The organism is Novosphingobium sp. SG751A (genome assembly GCF_013149295.1).
Taxonomy (GTDB): domain Bacteria; phylum Pseudomonadota; class Alphaproteobacteria; order Sphingomonadales; family Sphingomonadaceae; genus Novosphingobium.
The window spans coordinates 23449-42688 of record NZ_JABGCB010000018.1 but is presented as its reverse complement, the minus strand read 5'-3'; the positions used below and the strand labels follow the sequence as shown (position 1 = coordinate 42688).

Genomic DNA, 19240 nt, shown 5'->3' with positions numbered 1-19240 from the left:
GCATCAGGCGCAGGTCTGTTGCCTGACCTTTACGGTGATGTTAGCCAAGCCCGAGCCTGCCTGAACCTCTCAACAGTCTCAGGTGCCGCCATCCGCAACCGGCGTGCTAGAACCTCTGCGCCACCGCGCTATTTCGGAGATATTCGATGCTGCCATCCACCACCCGCGCGCTTGTCACCACTTTGCGGGAAGACGCAAGGATGGTGGTCGAACTGGTCGAACAGCCCCTGCCCGCGCCCGGCCCCGACGATGTGCTGGTTCAGGTGGAGGCGGCCCCGATCAACCCGTCCGATCTGGGGCTGATGTTCGGTCCGGCGCTGATGGCGGAGGCCACTTATGAGCTGGGGCGCGTGGAGGCGCCGGTGCCGCCTGCCGCGATGAAGGCGCTGAGCGCGCGGGTCGGGCAGCCATTGGGGATCGGCAATGAAGGCGCAGGGGTCGTGGTAGGCGCGGGCACCAATGCTCAGCACATGATCGGACGGCGGGTGGCCGCCTTTGCCGGGGCGATGTACAGCCAGTATCGCGTCATCCCGGCCGCCGAATGCATGGTGCTGCCCGAAGGAATTACTGCTCGTCAGGGCGCGGCAGCCTTTGTCAACCCATTGACTGCACTTGCCTTTATCGAAACCATGCGGGCCGAGGGCCTATCCGCCTTGGTCCATACGGCGGCGGCATCCAATCTGGGCCAGATGCTGGTGCGGCTTTGTCTGGCTGATGGCATCCCACTCGTCAATATCGTGCGCAGCGCGCAGCAGGTTGCATTGCTGCGCGCCATGGGTGCCCACTATGTCCTCGACAGCACCAGCGCCACTTTCTCTCAGGAGCTTGAGCAGGCCTTGGCGGAAACCGGCGCGCGGGTTGTGTTTGATGCCATCGGCGGCGGCCCGTTGCTGGGCACGATCCTGACCGCGATGGAAAGGGTGGCAACCGCTGATGGCGCCTATTCGCGCTATGGCTCGACGCAGGTGAAGCGCGGATTTGTCTATGGCGCGCTGGATATGGCGCCGATCACCCTGCCGCGCACTCTCGGCTTTGTGTGGGATGTGTCGGGCTGGTTGCTGTCTCCCATGATGGAGAGGCTTGGCCCCGAGGCGAGGGCGCGGGTGCATGGCCGCGTCGCAGCCGAACTGACGACTACCTTTGCCTGCCATTACAAGGGTGAATTGTCGCTGGCCGATGCGCTGTCGCGCGAAGCGGTCGCCGATTACACCAGACGCGCAACGGGCAGCAAATTCCTGATCCTGCCGTGTAACAGTTCAATTGACATGTGACAGCCCGCTCCTTCTGCGGCAATGGCACCTGCGACATCGAACGTGAAGACCTTGGGCGTTGGCGTGATGGGGTGGTCGGCCTGGGCGAAAGCACCGCCGACAACCAAGTCATGCATTGATCGCGTTGGGAATGGGGGAACCGTGGATGGCGCTCCCCGGCTACAACAGAAGATTGCCAATGTTGCTGCCCTATCCTGCCCAAGGCAGGAAACATCATTGCCTGCCCCCCCCCCCCGCCTGGGTTCTGTCGCAAAGATTGGGTTCGGCCGAGAAGGGCTCTTTGACATGTTGAATTATGTGGCGAGGGCTTCGAACTGCTGGGCGACGGACGGATTTCGCCCGTCGCTCCGGGTTTGAACAGGCCACCCCATTTGATTTTTGCGGATCATATGGATGAGTTCGATGCCCTCCAGGATGATCGCGGCGCTGGCCATCGACTTGAAGCCGAGCATCGGGCGGGTTCTACGTTTGATCCGCCGGTGGTCCTGCTCGATCCGGTTGTTCATGTACCGGTTCTGGCGGATGGTTACCGGCTTGACCCTGGATCGCGTCTGCAATCTGACCTCGCCATGGCAGCGCCGGGCGGCTTCCAGATTGGTCTGACTGCCGTCGATCGTAACCTGCGGCGGCAAGCCATGGCGCTTGTATGCGCGCCGGAAAAACCGGCGTGCGTCCTTGAGGTTGCGCTTGGCCGAAAACATGAAGTTGACCGTGGCGCCCACCTTATCGATGGCCCGATACAGATACATCCACTGGCCCTTCACCTTGATGTACGTCTCGTCCATATGCCATTGACCCGCGACCGGCCGCTTGCGCCGGTTGAAACTGGTCAGCAATTTCGGCGCATATCGCAACATCCAACGATGGATCGTGGAATGGTCCACGCTGATCCCGCGCTCGGCGATCATCTCCTCCAAGTTCCGAAGGCTCAAGCCGTAACTCAGATACCAGCGTACGCACAGCAGGATCAGCGACGCATCAAAGTGGCGACCTTTGAACATCTCAATCCCTCAAAGCCTGATGCCGCTACCCATTGCCGCCCCCATGCGCAAGCTTGCGACAGCCCCCCCACGCTGCCCCATCTGATCATCTGGAAACCGGCGGAAACGAGCCGCCCGCTTTTCGTGGTAGGCCGACCCTTTGATGGCGGGGCAGCGGAGGCAGGCAATGGCCAAATGGTGGCATTGCTCGCGCCTGACCGCCCAATGGTCGAGCGTATTCATGCCATGGCGCTGGCCCAAGGCGCAACATGCGAGGGCAAGCCGGGCCTGCGCCCGCATTACCACGCCGACTATTATGGCGCCTATTTTCGCGATCCAGACGGCAACAAGCTGTGTATCGTCTGCCATGATCCTCAAGGAGGCATCGATGCCTGAACGTGATCCTGCACCGCGCGAGGCTCTCGCCATTGCGCCGCGCGCGAAGCCTTCCAACTATCCGCCCGAATTTGCCGCCCGTGTGGCGGGGCGGGTCAAGCGGCAATTGGGCGATGCCTTCGGCCTGACGCGCTTCGGGGTGAACCTCACCATCCTGCCGCCGCAAGCCCAGTCCGCCCTGCTCCACCGGCATAGCCGGCAGGAGGAGTTCATCTACATCCTGTCTGGCCATCCCACCTTGCGCACCGATGCAGGCGAGACGCTGCTTTCGCCCGGCATGTGTGTGGGTTTTCCGGCAGAAGGTGTGGCGCATCATCTGATCAACCGAACCGGCGGGGACGTCCATTATCTGGAGGTAGGCGATCGTGATCCCAACGATCAGGGCGAATATCCCGAGGACGATCTGGTCGCCCAATGGTCAGGCGGGCGCTGGCTCTTCACACACAAGGATGGCACGCCTTGGTGAAAATCCCTCAAGAACCGCCGTTCATCTGAAGAAAGCGCTCCGCATCGAGAGCCGCCATGCACCCCATGCCCGCAGCCGTCACGGCCTGACGATAGACCTTGTCAGCCACATCGCCTGCGGCAAACACGCCGGGGATCGCGGTCAGCGAGGTGCCGGGGCGGACCTGCAGATATTGATCCTCGTCCAGCGGCATCTTCCCCGCGAACAGCGCCGTCGCGGGCTTGTGGCCAATGGCGACGAAGGCGCCCTGCGTCGGGTGGTGACTGATCCGACCGTTCACCGTATCGATCAGGGCCACCCCGCTCAGCGCCCCGCCCGGCCCCCCACCGACAAAACGCGCCACCGCCTTGTTCCACAGCACATGGATGCCGGGATGGGCCAGCAACCGATCCTGCAACATCTTTTCCGCGCGCAACGTATCGCGGCGGTGGATCAGGGTGACGCTGGGGCTGTGGTTGGTCAGGTAAAGCGCTTCCTCGACCGCAGTATTGCCGCCGCCGATCACGCAGACCTCCCGCCCGCGATAGAAAAAGCCGTCGCAGGTGGCACAGGCCGATACGCCCTTGCCCGACAGCGCCGCTTCACCCTCGGCCCCCAGCCAACGGGCCTGCGCGCCGGTGGCGATGATCAGCGCGTCGCAAGTGTAGGTGACGCCGCCATCCGCGATCAGGCGGAAAGGCCGCCTCGACAGATCGACATCCACGATCGTGTCCCACACCATGCGGGTGCCGACATGCTCGGCCTGCGCCTGCATTTGCTCCATCAGCCATGGCCCCTGGATGGCCTCGCGAAATCCGGGATAGTTCTCGACCTCGGTGGTGATGGTCAATTGCCCGCCCGGCTGCATCCCCTGAATGACGATAGGGTTCAGCCCTGCCCGCGCGGCATAGATCGCCGCACTCAGCCCCGCCGGACCAGACCCCAGAATGATCACGCGGGCAAAGTTCTGATCACCGCTCGCTGGACCGCTCATTGCCCTGCCCCCCCGGCCTTGGCAGGCAGGCGCAGGAATTCCGCCTCGATGACCACCGACACATCATCCCCCAGCATCGAGGCATAGCGGTTCATGCCGAATTCCGATTTGTGGATCACCGTACTGGCGGAAAAGCCTGCACGCGGGGTCGGCAGGCCAAAGCCGGTGCCCGTGCCGTTGAATGTGACAGCAAGGGTCACGGGCCGCGTCACGCCGCGCATCGTCAGATCGCCGGTCATGGTGCCGCGATGCCCATCGCCCGGATCAATCGATCGCGAAACAAAGCTGATGGTTTTGTCATGCGCGGCATCGAACCAAGCCTCCTGCGCCAATTCCTTGTCCAGCGCTGGCTGTCCGGTGCTGACCGAGGCGGGGTCGATTTGCGCGGAAACATGCGCGGCGGCGGGATGGGCCGGATCATAATCGAATTGCGCCGCGATCCTGTCGAACCGCAGGGTGAAGAACGAAAAGCCCAGATGGCTCAGCCTGACGGTGAGGCTGGCGTGGCCCGGATCGATCTTCCATGCCCCGGCGGGCAGATCGGCGGGATTGCGCGACACGATGCCCGGTTCCGCCCACGCGGGCGTCGCGGCAAGGATCGCCAGCGCAGCGCCGGCGAGACAACGAAAAGTCATGGGAAATTCCTGTGCAGAGATGTCGATCAGGGCTGAACCGCAGCGCGCGTGGGGTGCCAGACCATCAGCTTCCAGCCCTGTCCGTCGCGGAGATAGACCGAGGTGAAATATTGCGTCCCGACATTGCCGCGCCCGTTGACCGTGACATTGAAGCGGAACAGGCCTGACAAAACCCCCACCCCGCCACGCACCGAGGCATGCAGGTCATCGAGGCTGTAGCTGTTATAGACCACGCCTTCGGTCGCCAGATGGTCGAGATAGGCCTTCTTGTCGCGTTCAAACCCCGAGGCATCGACATAGATCAGATCGGCGCTGGTCATGGCATCGATAGCAGCCAGATCGACATGGGCGACGGCCTTGCGCCGGGCATGTTCAAAGGCGATCAGCCCATCGGCGGGAGAGGCAGCCGATGCAGCAACCGGCATGACCGCCAGCAGGCAGGTGAGCGAACCAAGGAAAAATCGGGTCATGAGGGGAAACCTCGCATGGCTTCGCCGCGCCCCCCAGCGAGAGGGACCGCAACGGGAAAATAGCATTGGGCGTCGGGGGCGTGGCTGGATTAAAGCCTATTTCAGCGCATATTTCACCGAACAGCCGTAAGGCATTGCCGCCTTGGTCGTGATCGGCTTGCCCGCCAGTGCCTCATCCAGCGCGGCGGCAATGTAGTTCTTGGCCATGGGCAGATCCTCCACCCGGTTAGTGGGGATGCTGTCAATGCCGCCCATATAGAGCAATTTGCCATCGCGCCCGATCAGGAACATATGCGGCGTGGTGGTGGCCCCGTACATATGCCCCACCGTGCCCTTGGGATCGAGCAGGACATCGGTGGGCGCCGCCTTTTGCAGCGCGGCGGTGGCCAGCGCCGCTTCGGGTGTGCGATAGCCTTCGCGCCCCGGCGCGCCCGAATTGATCGACAGCCACGTCACGCCGCGCTTGGTGTAGGTGCGCTGAAGCCCCTGCATATGGTTGCTGCCATAGTGTTTGCGCACAAAGGGGCATTCCGGGTTGGTCCATTCCAGCACGATGAACTTGCCCTTGAAGCGGTCGAGCGAGACCTCTTTGCCATGCATGTCGGTCAGGGTGAAATTGGGCGCGACATCGCCCACATGCACATCGGCCAGCGCCGCCACCGGACCGGCGACAAGGGTAAAGGACAAAACGACGGACAGAGATTTGCGGTTCATAATCAGCTCCTTGATCGGAATGACATTCATGCTTTGGGCGAGGCGGCAGGCAGGCGGGCCAATGCGCTGACGATCTCCTCCTTCGAGACCAGATCGCGCACCAGCAGCGGCTCGCCCTCGCCCGGCGCATAGAGGATGTGCAAGGGCACCCCGCTGCGCCCATGGGCGGCCAGAATTTTGGTGATAATCGCATCGCGCCGGGTCCAGTCGGCCTCCATCAACACCACGCCGTGCTCGCGGAAGGCGCGGGTGACGTCCGGTTTGCTCAGCACCATCTGCTTGTTGACGATGCAGGTGGCGCACCATGCCGCGCTGAAATCGACGAAAACGGGTTTGCCCTCGCTGCGCATCTGCGCCAGTTTTTCGGGGGTGTAGGCCTGCCACTCGCCCGAGGTGTCACTGGCCGCGGCGGGCGGCAGCAACAGCGATCCGGCATAGGCAAACCACAGCGCCGCTGCTCCAGAGGCCAGCAGCACGCCCAGCGCGCGACGGCGCACCGGCGCCTCCTGAAACATCGTGCCCCAGCGGCCCCATGTCCACAGCCCGATCGAGAGCAGCAGCATGGCGATCATCGCCTGCAACAGGCCGTTCATCCCGGTCTGCTGGCCAAACACCCAGAGCAACCAGATGATCGTGCCCAGCAGCGGAAAGGCCATCGCCTGCTTGAGCGTGTCCATCCACGCCCCCGGCTTGGGCAGAAAAGCCAGCCATTGCGGGCGCAGCGACAGCACCAGATAGGGCGAAGCCATGCCCAGCGCGAGAGCGGTGAACACTACAAAGCCGATGAAGGTGGACTGGGTCAGCGCAAAGGCCAGCGCCGTGCCCATGAAAGGCGCGGTGCAGGGCGTGGCCAGAACCGTGGCCAGAACGCCGCTCATGAACGAGCCGCTGACGCCGCCCTTGTTGCGCACACGCCCGGCAGCGCCCACCAAGCCTGCGCCCATTTCAAAGATGCCCAGCAGGCTGAAGGCCAGCGCCAGCAGCAGCAGGCACAGCAGCACGACGATGATCGGCGACTGCAACTGAAACCCCCATGCCAGTTGCGCCCCCGCCGCGCGCAGGCCCATCAACGTGCCCGCCAGCACCCAGAACGAAGTCAGCACCCCAAGCACATAAATCCAGCCATGCAGCGCGATCTTGCGGCGATCATCGCCCGCGCTTTGCACAAAACCCATGATCTTGAGCGAGAGCACCGGAAAGACGCAGGGCATCAGATTGAGGATCATGCCCCCGACAAAAGCCGTCAGCAACATGCCGCCCAGCGTGGCCAGATCGGTGCCGGATGCAACGGGGGGCAGAATCTGTCCAGCCGCCTTGGCCCCGATGCGGGTTGTCACCTGCGCGGCGCTGAGGCCATCGCCCCAGCCGCCGCCCGGCGCCACCCACACGCCGTTGAGTGCGCCGGGGGTGCCTTGCGCATATTGCGAGGGCTTGAGCGTGACCGACAGCGCGCCATTCTCGACCGTGGCAGTTTGCGGCGCGCCCGATTGGGTCACACCCGCATCATCGGCAAAGAAATAGGTGTCCTTGGGCAAGGCTTGCCCGGCGGCAGGGCGGGCAGACAGACGATAGGAACCATCGCCCAGCCGCTGCGAGGTGAACTGCCATTTGGGCGCGGATTGGGGCAATTGCGCGCCGGCCTTGGCAAACAGCGCGGCTTGCGCCTGATCCATCGCCACCGCTTGGCCCACCGGCAGAGTCAGCGCCAGATCCGCCCCGCCCGGAATGCATTCTTCCGCGCTGCACACCAGCCAGTCGACGCGCGCCTTGATCTGGGCTTTATCGCCCGCCACCGCTGCGGTCCGGATCGGGCTGGCCAACAGAACATCGCCTTCATAGCCATAATTCATGATGGTGGAGAGCGGCAGGCGTGCGGGCGTGGGCCATGCAATCGGCCCGGCCTCAAAACCTTTGGGCAGCGTCCATTTGATGGTCGTGGCCAGCCCTGAATCGCCCGAATTGCGCCAATAGGTGTGCCAATGCGGGTCCATCGTCAGATGCACGCCCAGCGTGACCGGCTGACCCGGCACATAGGCGCTTTCCCGCGCGACCAGTTCGGCCACTACATGGCCATCACGCACCGGCGCTGCGTGGGAGAGCGAAGCGCAAAGCAGACCGGCCAAGCCGAACAGCGCGCGGGCGAGTTTGGGAAGATGCATGTTCATGGAACCTTCGTTGCCTCCCAAGCCTGAAGCCGCCATTGGCCATGGTCCCGGACATAGACCGCGGTGAACAGCGTCTTGCCCGTGCGGACGGGGGGAGAGGATGCATTGGTGGCAAAGGTGTAAAGCCCGTGGGTGACGGCCACATCGCCGATCACCCGCACGCTTTCCTTGCCTATGTCATAGGATGCCAGCGTCACTTCACCCTTGGCGATATAGGCGAGATATTGTGCCTTGTTCTGCCGCAATCCGCCGGCGTGGACATAGTTGAGATCGGCGGTGGTCATCCGGTCCAGCGCGGTCAGATCGCGCGCGACGGTGGCATCCAGCCGCTGTCGCTCGATTTTCAGCACGGTCTGTTCGACTGGGGCGGCGGCGGGGGCCGGGGCGGTAATCGCCAGCAGCGGTAGGAAGGCAGCAGCCCTCCATGCGAGATGTCTCATCCTCGGGCTCCTCAAAACTTCTTGGAAATGTCGAGCGTCCAGGTCCGGCCCGGCAGCAATTGGCCATAAACACCCGTGTTATAGCCCTGCGGCGTGCCGTCGAGCGGGGGGTGCTGATCAAGCAGATTGACCACGCCGAGCCGCACGCCCAGCCCGTTCAGCACATCGCGGCGGTCGCGAAACTCATAGCCGACCGACAGGTTGTAGGTGGTGGTTGCAGGCACGACATAGCGGTAATAGACCGTGCCCAGATTGGTGCCCTTGGCGATATAGGACGGGGCGCCCAATTGCTGGTACAGCGCTTCGGACTGGGCCTGCTGAGCGGCGGTGGCGACCGGCAGGGTCACGCTGCTCGATTGATAGGAGCCGATGTAATAGGCCCCCAGCGAGGCCGAAAAGCCGCCCTTGAGCCAGGTCAGGTTGAGATTGCCGCGCCATTTGCTGGCCCCATCCCGCCCCAGCCGCACATCGGGCAGCGAGCCCGTGGTGGGCGTCACCTCGTAACGGCGCAGGTTGGCCGCGTCGAATTGCAGCATGAAGCGGCCAACCGGCAATTCGGGCAAACGATAAGTGACGCTGAAATCGAGGCCGGAGATGAAGGAACTGGCCGAATTATAGGGCGGCGTACGCACGCCATAGACCGTGTTGTCGGCATTGCGGATGACGCGCGGATCGCCCTTATAAGCATCGGTGCCGCTGCCGAACGGCTGAGCGCCATAGGCGATGCCCGGATTGGCCGCGACGATCTTGCTGAGCAAGGCCGCGTCATTTTGCAGAATGTCGGACACAGCCACCGTGGTGATCAGATTGCGCTGGCTGATCTCCCAGTAATCGACCGAAAAACGCAGGCCGCGCACAAAGGGCACATCGACCACCGCGCCCAGCGACCGCCCCGTCGATTCCTCGGGCTTGAGCGTCGAATTGCCCGCAAAAATTGTCCAACGCGGCCCGCTGACATTGGTCATAGGGTCGAGGAACACCGACAGGCTCTTGCGTTCGCCACCATTGAGTGTGGGCAGATTGGGCGCGCGAAAACCCTGATTGTACGAACCGCGGAACAGCAGCCAGCGGGTCGGGCGCAGCGTGGCGCCGAATTTGGGTTTCACCACTGAGCCAAAATCGCTGTAATTCTCAAACCGGAACGATCCGGTCAGTTCGAGCGAGCGGATCAGCGGCACCTTGTTGTCGGGAGAAATGACCGGCAACACCGCCTCGCCATAAAGGCTGCTGATGTTGCGGCTTGCGGCCCAGTTGGCGGCGGGACCGAACAGGATGAAATCATTGTTATCCGTCGCCAGTCCCGATCCCGCCGGGTTCAGCCCCGCATAGGGCGGCATGGTGAAACTGAACGTCTCGCGCCGGAATTCGCCGCCCGCCGCAACCGACAAGGGCCCTGCCCACAGATCGATCAGCTTGCCGCTGATTTTCGCGTCCACACTGGCCAGCGACGACCGGCCCTGCCGCTTGAAATCAGCCAGAAACGGGCTGTAGGCGCTGGCCGGATTGCTGTAGGGCTGATCAACGACAACCGCCCCGCCCACCTGTTTGAAGGTAAAGCCGAAGGGATTGTAGGTGCCATCGCTCACCGCCTTTTGCAGCAGGCTTTCGCGCACGGCATTATGGCCGATGTCGGTCACTTCGCTGGCGGTGTAATAGGCCGCCGCTTCCCAGCGCCACTTGTCGGCCAGCGTGCCGCGCAGCCCGCCCAGAACCCGGTAAACCGTATCGGTAATCTCATCGCGCTCATTGGGCAGATCGGTGAAGACCTTGGTGAGCAGCGTGACGGGCTGGCCATAGGGGTTGAACGGGCTGCCGGCGGGCACGATCAGCTTCTGATCGGCAAAGCTGCCGCCGTTATAGCTGATGGGCTGGCGCACCAGCACCGAATGGGCGCGGTAATAGGACAATTCGGCAAAGGCCGTGATGGCGGGCGAAAGCTCATAATCCACCGCCGCGAACAGGTTGATCCGGTCGCTTTGCGGCACGATGGCCTGATAGGCATTGTTGTTGAAGTAATAGCCGGGCGCGGTATCGATGCTGCGCGCAGGCGCGGTGGTGGTGAGGGAATAGGAACTGCTTTGCGGCACCACATAATTCGTCGTGCTGCCCGAACCCACGATAAAGCTGGGATAGGCCCCCGCCGCCTGCAGGCGATAGAAGGGGTTGGCCGACAGCGGGATCAGCGTGCTGACCGCATTCCACGGCGCGGGGGCCTGCGAAACGAAATTGCCGGCGGCGGTATAGGGTCGGTCTTTCAGAAAGATCGCGTCGCGGTGGTAAAAATCGACGGTGGCCGTGACATGCCCGCGCCCCTGCGCGAATTTCATGCCCGCCAGCAGCGAGCCGCTGAACTCCTTGCCATCGCCATATTCATTCGCGGTGGAGCGGATCCTGGCCTCCAGCCCGTTGAATTTCTTGTCGATGATATAGTTGATGACGCCCGCCACCGCGTCGGAGCCATAGATCGAGGAGGCGCCATCGCGCAGCAATTCAATGTGATCCAGACCCTGTGTCGGCAATTGATTCACATTGACAGAAGAGGAAGGCAGGCCGCCTTCGTCGGTCGTGCTGATGGCATGGGGGGCAAGGCGGCGCCCGTCGAGCAGGACCAGCGTATTGCCGCTGCCGATACCGCGCAGGTTGATCGCCGCGAAATCGCCGCGCGCCGAAAAGGAACCATTGGCCCCTTCGTTGAGCGGCGCACCCGTCACCTGCGGCAGGCTGGTGAGCAGCGCGACGGGCGTGCTGGCATTGCGCGTTTCGATGGCGCTGCGATCGACGACCGACAAAGGCAGGGCGCCGCTGTCGGCGCGCTTGATGTTGCTGCCGGTCACGATAATTTCTTGGACCGGCGGTTCGGGCTGGCGTGCCCCGCCTTCGATGGGCGCCACAGGAAGGCCGATGGCCTGCGTCATGGCCACCGGGGTCGTCCGGGCATGGGACGCCTCGCCCGATTTGCGCAGGACCACCGTATGCCCATTGTCGCTGATCACGCTCAGCCCGGTCCCGGTCAGGACAGTTTTGAGGGCCTGTCGGACATCATAGGCGCCGTGCAGGGATTGAATTCTGCCCGCGCTGGCATCGTCGAGCGGAAAGATGATCTGAAGCCCGGCCTGTCTGGCAAACAGGGGCAGACCGGTACGCACCGATTGAGCAGGAAGATCGAAATTCCTGGTCTGTGCTGTGGCGGTGGCAGGCTGGGCATAGATGGCAACACTGGCCATCAAGGCCGCCCGACAAAGGCTTCCTCTCATCACTCTCTCCTTACCTCACCCTTTGTTGTCCAGGGTGTTTTTGGTCTTCAGGACAGATGACGAGCGTGAAAAAATATTCCGCCGCTCTGACTGGATATTTTTACAAAAACCTTCGTGCCCCCGATTATTCTATCGAAGCACAGAAAAATTCACTTTTTCATCAGGCGGATCGTTTCGCCCTGCCGGTCCACTTTGGCATCCAGCATGGTGGCCGCCGCCAGCGCGAAGCCCTGAGGATCACCGCGCGAAAACCAGCCGATGACCCTTTTGTCGCCCAGCGCCGGATCGACAATGACGATCTGGGTCCGGTTATAGCGGTTGAAACTGTCCGCCGCCTCGCGCAGGGTTTCCCCGTCCAGCCCGACCGACCCTTCGCGCCATGCCATCTGGCGGTTCATCGCATCATCGGACAGGCGGGCCAGCTTCAGCCCTCCGGCCCGGTCGATCATCGCGGTTTCATTGCGGTGCAGGTCGATGGCGCGCGCATGATCGGCGGCTGTCATCCGTACGATGCCCTCGCTGACCACGATCCGCGTCGCGCCCTCCCTGCTGACCGAAAAGGCGGTGCCGACCGCAACGAAGCGGGCCCCATTGGCCGAAACGGTGAAAGGCCGGGTCTTGTCCTTGGCAACGTGGAACCAGCCGGTTCCTTCAACCAGCGCCACGTCGCGCGCATCGCGCCGCATCGTCACATCGACGCGCGATCCACTATCCAGAACGATATGGGATCCATCGGAAAGCGCAAATTCTCGAACCTCACCCCGGCCCGTTTGCAAAATCTGCTGCTCATCGCGCAGATAATTGCGCAGGACCAGCGCCCCGGCCACCGAGGCCGCCATGGCGCCCGCCCCGCCAAGCATCCGGCGCCGGGTCAAACGCGGATGAACCCGGTTGCGCACCGGCAGAACTGCATGCGCCGTCGGCAAGGCCGGAGCCTGCGCCGCGCCGTCCAGCATCCGCCATAGCGCCATCGCGCGCATATAGGCGCCCTTGTGACGACTGTCCGCCTCCAGCCACAGGGTCAGACTGGCACGATCTTCTTCGCTGGCATGGCCCGACACCATGCGGGCCAGCCACCGGGCGGCCATCTCGTCGATCGTGGTCGCCGGATCGGGGGTCATCTTGCGGTGCCTTCCTGCTGCTCACCGGCGTCCAGATCGCTTATGGCCTGCATCAGCAATTTCATCCCCCTTGCCACATCCTTTTCGACGATGTTTTCCGAAATGCCCAATCGCTCGGCCGTTTCCCGCTGACTCAACTGATGCACCTTGCGCATGGTGAACACCTCCCGGCATCGATCGGGCAGGCCTTCGATCAGCCTGCACACCATTTCATATTGCTGCTGTCCGCTGAGCACGCGCTCGGCGGAGGGACTCTCATCTATGACGTGCAGGGATTCGATTTCCGCCAGACTTTCGAATTTAATAATCTTCTCGCGCCGAAACCGCTCGATCATGATGGAGCGCAGGACGGTGTAGAAATAGGCGCGGCCATTGCGGATATGGGACAGATCCTGCGCCGCGCCGATCCGGCAATAGGCGTCCTGAATGATGTCATCCTCAAGATCACGCGACTTGCTGACACGGCGCAGCCAGCGGCGTACCTCACCCTCAAAAGGCAGGAGGTTCGCCCCGATCCAGGCGATGATGCCGTCATCCATGGCTTGTTGCAGCCTCTCCCCACGCGGCGCTTATGTCAGGGCCTGCCGTTTTTACGCGGGAAGACCTCTTGCCGTTATGCCCGTTATAGACCGGGATCGTTATGATGGGAAATAGCAGGTGGGATTGATATGTTCAATGACATTCTCCCTGCCAAAAAAGGTCGGATAGGCGGCGCCATAAAGCGGGCCCAATCGAAAGCGCAGCGATATCACGGCCGCCCCGGCGGACCCAACGCCAGACCACGCCCCGCCACCATCAGGAGCAAGGCGATCAGCAAAGGCCCGGCGGCCAGCAGCGCCATCACCGCGCTCAGAGACAGCGACGTTGAAAGCAGCAAACTGCCCAGCAACGGAATGGCGATGCCGCCGATGCGCCCCGCCCCACCGGCCCAGCCAAGGCCCGAACTGCGTAGGCCCAGCGGATAGGCATGGACGATGCTGACGTTCAGGGCCGCCTGCCCGCCCCCTTGTGCCAGACTCCACAGGAACAGCACGGCGGGAAACACCCCCGAGGCAAAGGGGATAAGGCCCAGCCCGCAAACCGCCGTCGCCTGTATCAGGTAAAAGCCGACCATCACCGGCCGCGGCGGCAAACGATCGAGCAACCCGCCGGCCAGCAAGGTGCCCACCGATCCGCCCAGCAAACCGAAACTGGCCACCGCGGCGAAACGTTCGACCGGCACGCCCGCCATCTGATGAAAGAAGCTGGGCATCCATGAGGCGAAAAGCGCGATCATGCCCATGCTGGCGAAAGACGCCGCCCAAAACACCAACGTTGCGTGACGCTGCTCGCGCCACAATTCGCTCAAAGGCGCCAGACGGCTATCGGCCTTGTCGGTGAGCGCAAAATGCTCGTTGCCGGTCAGGGGCGTGGCCGGATCAATCCGGCGCACAATGCGCGCGATCCGGGGGTCCACAGCATTGCGCGCCACCAGAAATTGCAGGCTTTCAGGCAACAGCCACAGCAATCCGGCACAGAGCAGACCCACCGCGCCGCAGAACCAGAACAGCCCTGTCCAGCCATAGGAGGGCAGCAACCTTGCGGTAAAAAACGCGCTGCCCGCATTGCCAAGGCCATATCCCACCAACCCCACCGCCATGATCGTGGTGCGCCGTTGACGCGGGGTGAATTCGGCCAGCAGCGCCAGGGTGATCGGCACCACCGGCGCCAGCAAAGCCCCCGCCAGCCCGCGCAGCAGGGCAAAGGCGGGGATCGAGGTCGCCTGCGCGCTCAGGATCGTCAAAAGGCCAAAGCCCAGCGCGCAAAACTCCAGCACCCGCTTGCGCCCGATGCGGTCGGCAAAGGGGCTGATCAGGAACGCGCCCAATGCCAGCCCCACCTGCTGGGCCACCACCACCATGCTCAGGCCTGCAGGGGTCGTGCCGAAATGTTTGGCGATGACGGGCGCGACCTTGCCGAACATGAAGATGTCAAAGCCATCGGTGAACAGCAGCAACAGGCAGACCACCAGCAAGCCATACTGGACCGGCGCCCAGCGATGCTCGTCGATGAAGCGCTGAACGTCGAACGGGGCCATATCAGCGCACCACGAAATAATGGATGGCATTGCCCTCGGGGAGCTTCTCGGCCACGCCCACGAACACATGTTTGGCCAGCCATTCATGCGGCCCAGCGGCCACCTCGAAACGGGGCGTGACGCGCATGTAATAGGCATCGAAGGGCACCGGCTCGCGCCGCGCCTGCGCCGCCATCACCTCGGGCGATCCCCAGCGGAAGCCCCGGTTCTGCATATAGACCGGCGTGCCGTCGGCCAGTTCGAGCGTATAGCGCGCATCGAAATCCAGCGTGCCATCGGGCCTGATCTGCGCCCAATCCGCGCCCGACATCGGCACAACCCGCCCTTGCAGCATGGGGCCGGTGATCGTGCCTTCGGTGATATGGATGATCGCCCGGTTTTGCCCGGTCACGCAAGGCTGCACCCGCGTGGGCGGCCCCGACAGTTTGATCGCGATGGTAAAGGCATATTCCAGCTGCGGGAAAAACGGATGCGGGTCGGTCATGCTGCAACCTTTGCTGTCATCTTGAACAGGTCCTGCGCGTTGGTCTGAAAGAAGCGCTTCTTGTCGGCATCGGCAAGGCCCATCGCATCAAGCGCGCGCACTTCATCGGCGGGGCATTGATAGGGATAGTCCATCGCATAAAGCACCCGGTCCATGCCCAGCACATCCTGACAGAAGCGGATCGCCGGTTCCCACGCCATGCCCGAACAGGTCACCCAGACATTTTCGCGCAAATAGGCCGAAATCGGCCCGCGCTGCAGGGGTTTGAGGACTTCATAGCGCCCCGAGCGAACCTGTGCGCCATGCATGAAATCGAGGCGATAGAGCCAGTAGGGCAAGGCCTCGCCCATATGGCCCAGCACCAGTTTGAGCCGGGGAAAACGGTCGAACACCCCCGCCGTAATCATGCGCAGCGCGTGAAAGCCGGTTTCGACGCCAAAGCCGAAAACCGCGCCGTCCAGCCCGGCCTCGACCATCGGGCCGATCATCGAGGCAGGCGGGGTTTGCGGATGCAGATAGAGCGGAACGTCCAAGGCCTCGGCCGCCTCCAGCATCGGCCAGAATTTGGGGTCGGAGAGATATTCGCCCAAAGTGTGCGAATTGACGATCACGCCCTTCATGCCCAAGCGGCCCACCGCGCGTTCAAGCTCGCGCGCGGCCTTGTCCGGCTCCTGCAAGGCGCAGGCGGCGAGGCCGACAAAGCGGTCGGGATGATCGGCGCAGGCCTGCGCCAAACGGTCATTGGCCAATTCGGCCAGCGCCGTTGCCCGGTCCGCCGCCAGCATCTGCACCCCCGGCGAGGTCAGGCCCAGCACCTGAATGTCGATCCCTCGCTCGTCCATATCGGCGATCCGCTGCTGCCCCAGATCGAGCAGCCGGTCGCGCACCCAGCGCGCCCTTTCCGATTCATGGGTGAAATAAAAGCCCAGCAGGCTGCGCACGCCGGGGTCCACATCGGGGCTGGCCAGCATGTCGCGGTAAATCTCGACCATTTCGGGAATGGCGAAGGCTTCTTCCGTGGCGATGCGTAAATAGCCTTGCGCGCCGCCGGTGCGAAGCGGGGGGAGTGTGTCGTTCATGCTGTATGGATCGCTTTCGTGATGCGGCATGCCATGACGCCCTCGGGTCCATCCTCGGAGCCATAGCCGCTTTCCTTGACGCCGCCGAAAGGCGCGTCAGCCGCGCCGATGGCGGTGGTGTTGATCGCCACCATGCCCGCCTCGATGGCGTCGGCAATCAGATTGGCGCGGCGGCCATTCTCGGTGAACGCATAAGCGGCAAGGCCGAAAGGCAGGCGATTGGCCTGTTCGACCACCTCGTCAAAGGTCGAGAAACGGGCGGTCATGACCACCGGGCCAAACGGCTCCTCCTGCATGATGCGGGCGGCAGCGGGCACATCGGTCAGGAGCGTCGGCTGCCAGAAATAGCCGGGCTCACCCGCCGGCTCGCCGCCCAAATCCAGCCGTGCGCCATGGGCCACAGCATCGCCCACCAGCGCGGAAATGGCGGCGGGGCGGCGGATATTGGCCATCGGCCCCATCGTGCTTTCCGGGTCCAGACCGTTGCCGGGCCGGATTGCCGCCATCCTTTCGGCCATCGCCGCGACGAAACGATCATGGATCGCCTCCTGCACATAAAAGCGCGTGGGCGAGACGCAGACCTGCCCGGCATTGCGGAATTTGGACGCCGCCAGCAACGGCACCGCGCGATCAAGATCGGCATCGTCAAAGATAATGACCGGCGCATGGCCGCCCAGTTCCAGCGTCGTGCGAATGGTGCGATCCGCCGCAAGCCGCGCCAGATGGCGCCCCACGGCGGTCGATCCGGTAAAGCTCATCTTGCGGATAACGGGACTGGCCAGCAGATGGCGCGACACTTCATCAGGCACGCCGAACACCAGTTGCACCACGCCCGGAGGCAGGCCCGCATCGAGCAGCGCCTGAACCACCGCCATGGCCGAAGCCGGAGCCTCCTCGGCGGGTTTGAGGATGACGCTGCACCCCGCCGCAATCGGCCCGCCCAGCTTGCGCGCGGGATTGTTGATCGGGAAATTCCATGGCGCAAAGGCCGCCACCGGCCCAATCGGCTCGCTGGTGACCATCGAGCGCTGGCCGGTGGGGCGGACCAGCACGCGGCCATAAAGGCGCTTCGTTTCCTCGGCGTAGAAATCGAACAGGGCGGCGCTCATCATCACCTCGGCCCTTGCCTCGGCCAAGGTCTTGCCCTGTTCCAGCACCGCGCAGGCGGCGATGGCATGGATACGTTCGCGCAGCAAAGCCGCCGCCCCGCGCAGCACACCGGCGCGCTGATCGGCGGCGGCCCCGCGCCACTGGCGAAAAGCGCGATCCGCACTGGCCAGCGCCAGATCGAGATCGGCGGCATCGGCCAGCGGCACTTGGGCAAAGGCCTCACCCGTGGCCGGGTTGATGACATCATGGGTGCGCCGCCCTTCGGCGCCGATCCACGCGCCGTCGATATAGAGCGCCAGAGGCGGATAGTGGGGAACTTCGATCAAGGTCGCAAATCCTGTCTGGAACGAATGGTCGTCGAAGACATGCCTCGCCTTTGCCGCGCAGCGCGCGGCGCAAGGCATCTCCTCCTGCGCCCTATGGCTAACCAAACCGGAGAAATCGGGAAGGCGGTAAAATTCGCAGGCTGCTATAAAGAGGCTTTATAGCAAGGCCGATCCCTCACACCGGGTCGATCAGCCCGCCAAAGGGCGCCATCGCCTCAACCACCGCCCCGGCAATCGCTTCTTCCAGTTCGAGCGGAACCGTGGCGGCCACCAGCATGGCAACCTCAAGCGGGATGGCCGGTTCGATCGGCCAGACGCCGAGCAGATCGCGCTCATATTCGTCGATGAACACGCCGGGCGCGGCCACGGTGCGCTGATCGCCATAGACCACCAGCGAGCGGCGCAACCCGCTGGGGTCAAGTTCCTGAACGATGTTGAGCGCAACGCCCGCCGCCTGTGTCGCGGCCATCAGCCTCTCGCGCACCAGATGGCCGCGCGGTCCGGCGACGATGGGAATATGGGCCAGTTGCTGCAAGGTGATCGGCCCGATGGGCAGATCCTGCGCTCCCAGATTGCCGATCAGGCACAATTTTTCCCGATAGAGCGGGCGCAGCCGGAAACCGGGGCGCGGATCGCGGCTGAGCGTGATCGCCATGTCGAGATCACCGCGCAGGGCAAGGTCGATCAGATCCTCCGAATAGCCCTCGCGCAGGGTGAATTCGACATTGGCCAATTGCGCCGACAGAGCCGCCATCGCCCGCCCCACCAGCCGCGCGGGCGTGGGCGACAGGCCCACGCGCAAAATGGTTCGACGCCCCACCCGAAACGGCACCATGGTCGAACGCGCCTCGGTCACGGCATCGAGGATCTTCTCGGCCTTTTGGAGGAAGGCCATGCCCGCAGGCGTCAGCGAAACCCCGCGCGAATGGCGGTGGAGCAGTTCCACATCGAGTTCGGCCTCCAGTTGTTTGATCTGATAGCCCAGCCCCGGCTGCGAGGTGTTGATGCGTCTGCTGGCCGCGGCAAAGCTGCCCGCACGGCATACCGCGACAAAGTCGGATAGCTGTTTGATCTCCACGCCGTCCCCCCCTCTTTTCTATAAAGGGATTTTATAGCTACTCGCGAATTTTGGTCAATTCCGGCATCCGCAATCGCTGCCTATCCATACGTCATGAGAGCGATCCGATCGTTCGCTGAGAGAGAACTCGCACGTTCCCTGCAGGAAATGCCGCTGTTTCCGATCTCGGCAATACCGGAAGCTGAAAGACAAAGCGGGCGA

General features: G+C 63.3%; 18 protein-coding genes. 3 read left to right on the top strand and 15 right to left on the bottom strand.

Annotated elements, in window-relative coordinates; all coding sequences use genetic code 11:
• Window positions 1–146 precede the first annotated feature (146 nt).
• On the top strand, window positions 147–1271 hold the full coding sequence (locus FHW96_RS20680; RefSeq protein ID WP_172342480.1) for a zinc-binding dehydrogenase: 1125 nt from the start codon (window positions 147–149) through the stop codon (window positions 1269–1271).
• A 293-nt stretch (window positions 1272–1564) separates the two neighbouring features.
• On the opposite strand, the gene FHW96_RS20675 is transcribed toward FHW96_RS20680, so the two are convergent.
• Window positions 1565–2272: an IS6 family transposase gene (locus FHW96_RS20675; protein ID WP_172342479.1), complete on the bottom strand. Its 708-nt coding sequence runs from the start codon at window positions 2270–2272 to the stop codon at window positions 1565–1567.
• Between the two features lie 204 nt (window positions 2273–2476).
• On the opposite strand from FHW96_RS20675, the gene FHW96_RS26810 reads away from it, so the two are divergent.
• Window positions 2477–2647, top strand: a complete 171-nt coding sequence (locus tag FHW96_RS26810) for a hypothetical protein (protein ID WP_371815771.1) — start codon at window positions 2477–2479, stop codon at window positions 2645–2647.
• Window positions 2640–3113, top strand: a complete 474-nt coding sequence (locus FHW96_RS20665) for a cupin domain-containing protein (RefSeq protein ID WP_172342478.1) — start codon at window positions 2640–2642, stop codon at window positions 3111–3113. Before FHW96_RS26810 ends, FHW96_RS20665 begins: the two co-directional genes overlap by 8 nt.
• Before the next feature lie 7 nt (window positions 3114–3120).
• On the opposite strand, the gene trxB is transcribed toward FHW96_RS20665, so the two are convergent.
• The 14 genes from trxB to FHW96_RS26300 all read right to left on the bottom strand — a co-directional run bounded on the left by trxB (window position 3121) and on the right by FHW96_RS26300 (window position 19039).
• Window positions 3121–4086: a thioredoxin-disulfide reductase gene (gene trxB / locus FHW96_RS20660; RefSeq protein WP_172342477.1), complete on the bottom strand. Its 966-nt coding sequence runs from the start codon at window positions 4084–4086 to the stop codon at window positions 3121–3123.
• On the bottom strand, window positions 4083–4721 hold the full coding sequence (locus tag FHW96_RS20655; protein WP_172342476.1) for a YceI family protein: 639 nt from the start codon (window positions 4719–4721) through the stop codon (window positions 4083–4085). Before FHW96_RS20655 ends, trxB begins: the two co-directional genes overlap by 4 nt.
• Before the next feature lie 26 nt (window positions 4722–4747).
• Window positions 4748–5191 (bottom strand): nuclear transport factor 2 family protein, encoded by a 444-nt coding sequence (locus tag FHW96_RS20650; protein ID WP_172342475.1) that lies wholly within the window; start codon window positions 5189–5191, stop codon window positions 4748–4750.
• Between the two features lie 96 nt (window positions 5192–5287).
• Complete coding sequence (locus tag FHW96_RS20645) at window positions 5288–5905, bottom strand: redoxin domain-containing protein (RefSeq protein ID WP_172342474.1); 618 nt, start codon at window positions 5903–5905, stop codon at window positions 5288–5290.
• Between the two features lie 26 nt (window positions 5906–5931).
• Entirely contained in the window at window positions 5932–8070 is a 2139-nt protein-coding gene (locus FHW96_RS20640) for a protein-disulfide reductase DsbD (RefSeq protein WP_172342473.1), read from the bottom strand.
• Window positions 8067–8510, bottom strand: a complete 444-nt coding sequence (locus FHW96_RS20635) for a nuclear transport factor 2 family protein (protein ID WP_172342472.1) — start codon at window positions 8508–8510, stop codon at window positions 8067–8069. The genes FHW96_RS20640 and FHW96_RS20635 overlap by 4 nt, the downstream gene beginning before the upstream one ends.
• 11 nt (window positions 8511–8521) lie before the next feature.
• On the bottom strand, window positions 8522–11734 hold the full coding sequence (locus tag FHW96_RS20630) for a TonB-dependent receptor (protein WP_172342471.1): 3213 nt from the start codon (window positions 11732–11734) through the stop codon (window positions 8522–8524).
• Window positions 11735–11913: 179 nt separating this feature from the next.
• The gene (locus FHW96_RS20625; RefSeq protein ID WP_172342470.1) at window positions 11914–12885 is read right to left on the bottom strand and encodes a FecR domain-containing protein; all 972 of its coding nucleotides are present in this window, start codon (window positions 12883–12885) and stop codon (window positions 11914–11916) included.
• A complete protein-coding gene (locus tag FHW96_RS20620; protein ID WP_172342469.1) occupies window positions 12882–13424 on the bottom strand; it encodes an RNA polymerase sigma factor in 543 nt (180 codons plus the stop codon). Before FHW96_RS20620 ends, FHW96_RS20625 begins: the two co-directional genes overlap by 4 nt.
• A 209-nt stretch (window positions 13425–13633) precedes the next feature.
• Window positions 13634–14962 carry an MFS transporter gene (locus FHW96_RS20615; RefSeq protein WP_172342468.1) on the bottom strand — a complete coding sequence of 443 codons (1329 nt, stop codon included), beginning with the start codon at window positions 14960–14962 and terminating at the stop codon, window positions 13634–13636.
• Window position 14963: 1 nt separating this feature from the next.
• Window positions 14964–15446, bottom strand: coding sequence for a DUF3237 domain-containing protein (locus FHW96_RS20610; protein WP_172342467.1), 483 nt, complete (start codon window positions 15444–15446; stop codon window positions 14964–14966).
• The gene (locus FHW96_RS20605) at window positions 15443–16525 is read right to left on the bottom strand and encodes an amidohydrolase family protein (RefSeq protein WP_172342466.1); all 1083 of its coding nucleotides are present in this window, start codon (window positions 16523–16525) and stop codon (window positions 15443–15445) included. The genes FHW96_RS20610 and FHW96_RS20605 overlap by 4 nt, the downstream gene beginning before the upstream one ends.
• A complete protein-coding gene (locus FHW96_RS20600; RefSeq protein WP_253951119.1) occupies window positions 16522–17961 on the bottom strand; it encodes an NAD-dependent succinate-semialdehyde dehydrogenase in 1440 nt (479 codons plus the stop codon). Before FHW96_RS20600 ends, FHW96_RS20605 begins: the two co-directional genes overlap by 4 nt.
• A gap of 175 nt (window positions 17962–18136) precedes the next feature.
• Complete coding sequence (locus FHW96_RS26300; RefSeq protein ID WP_172342464.1) at window positions 18137–19039, bottom strand: LysR family transcriptional regulator; 903 nt, start codon at window positions 19037–19039, stop codon at window positions 18137–18139.
• Window positions 19040–19240: the final 201 nt, after the last annotated feature.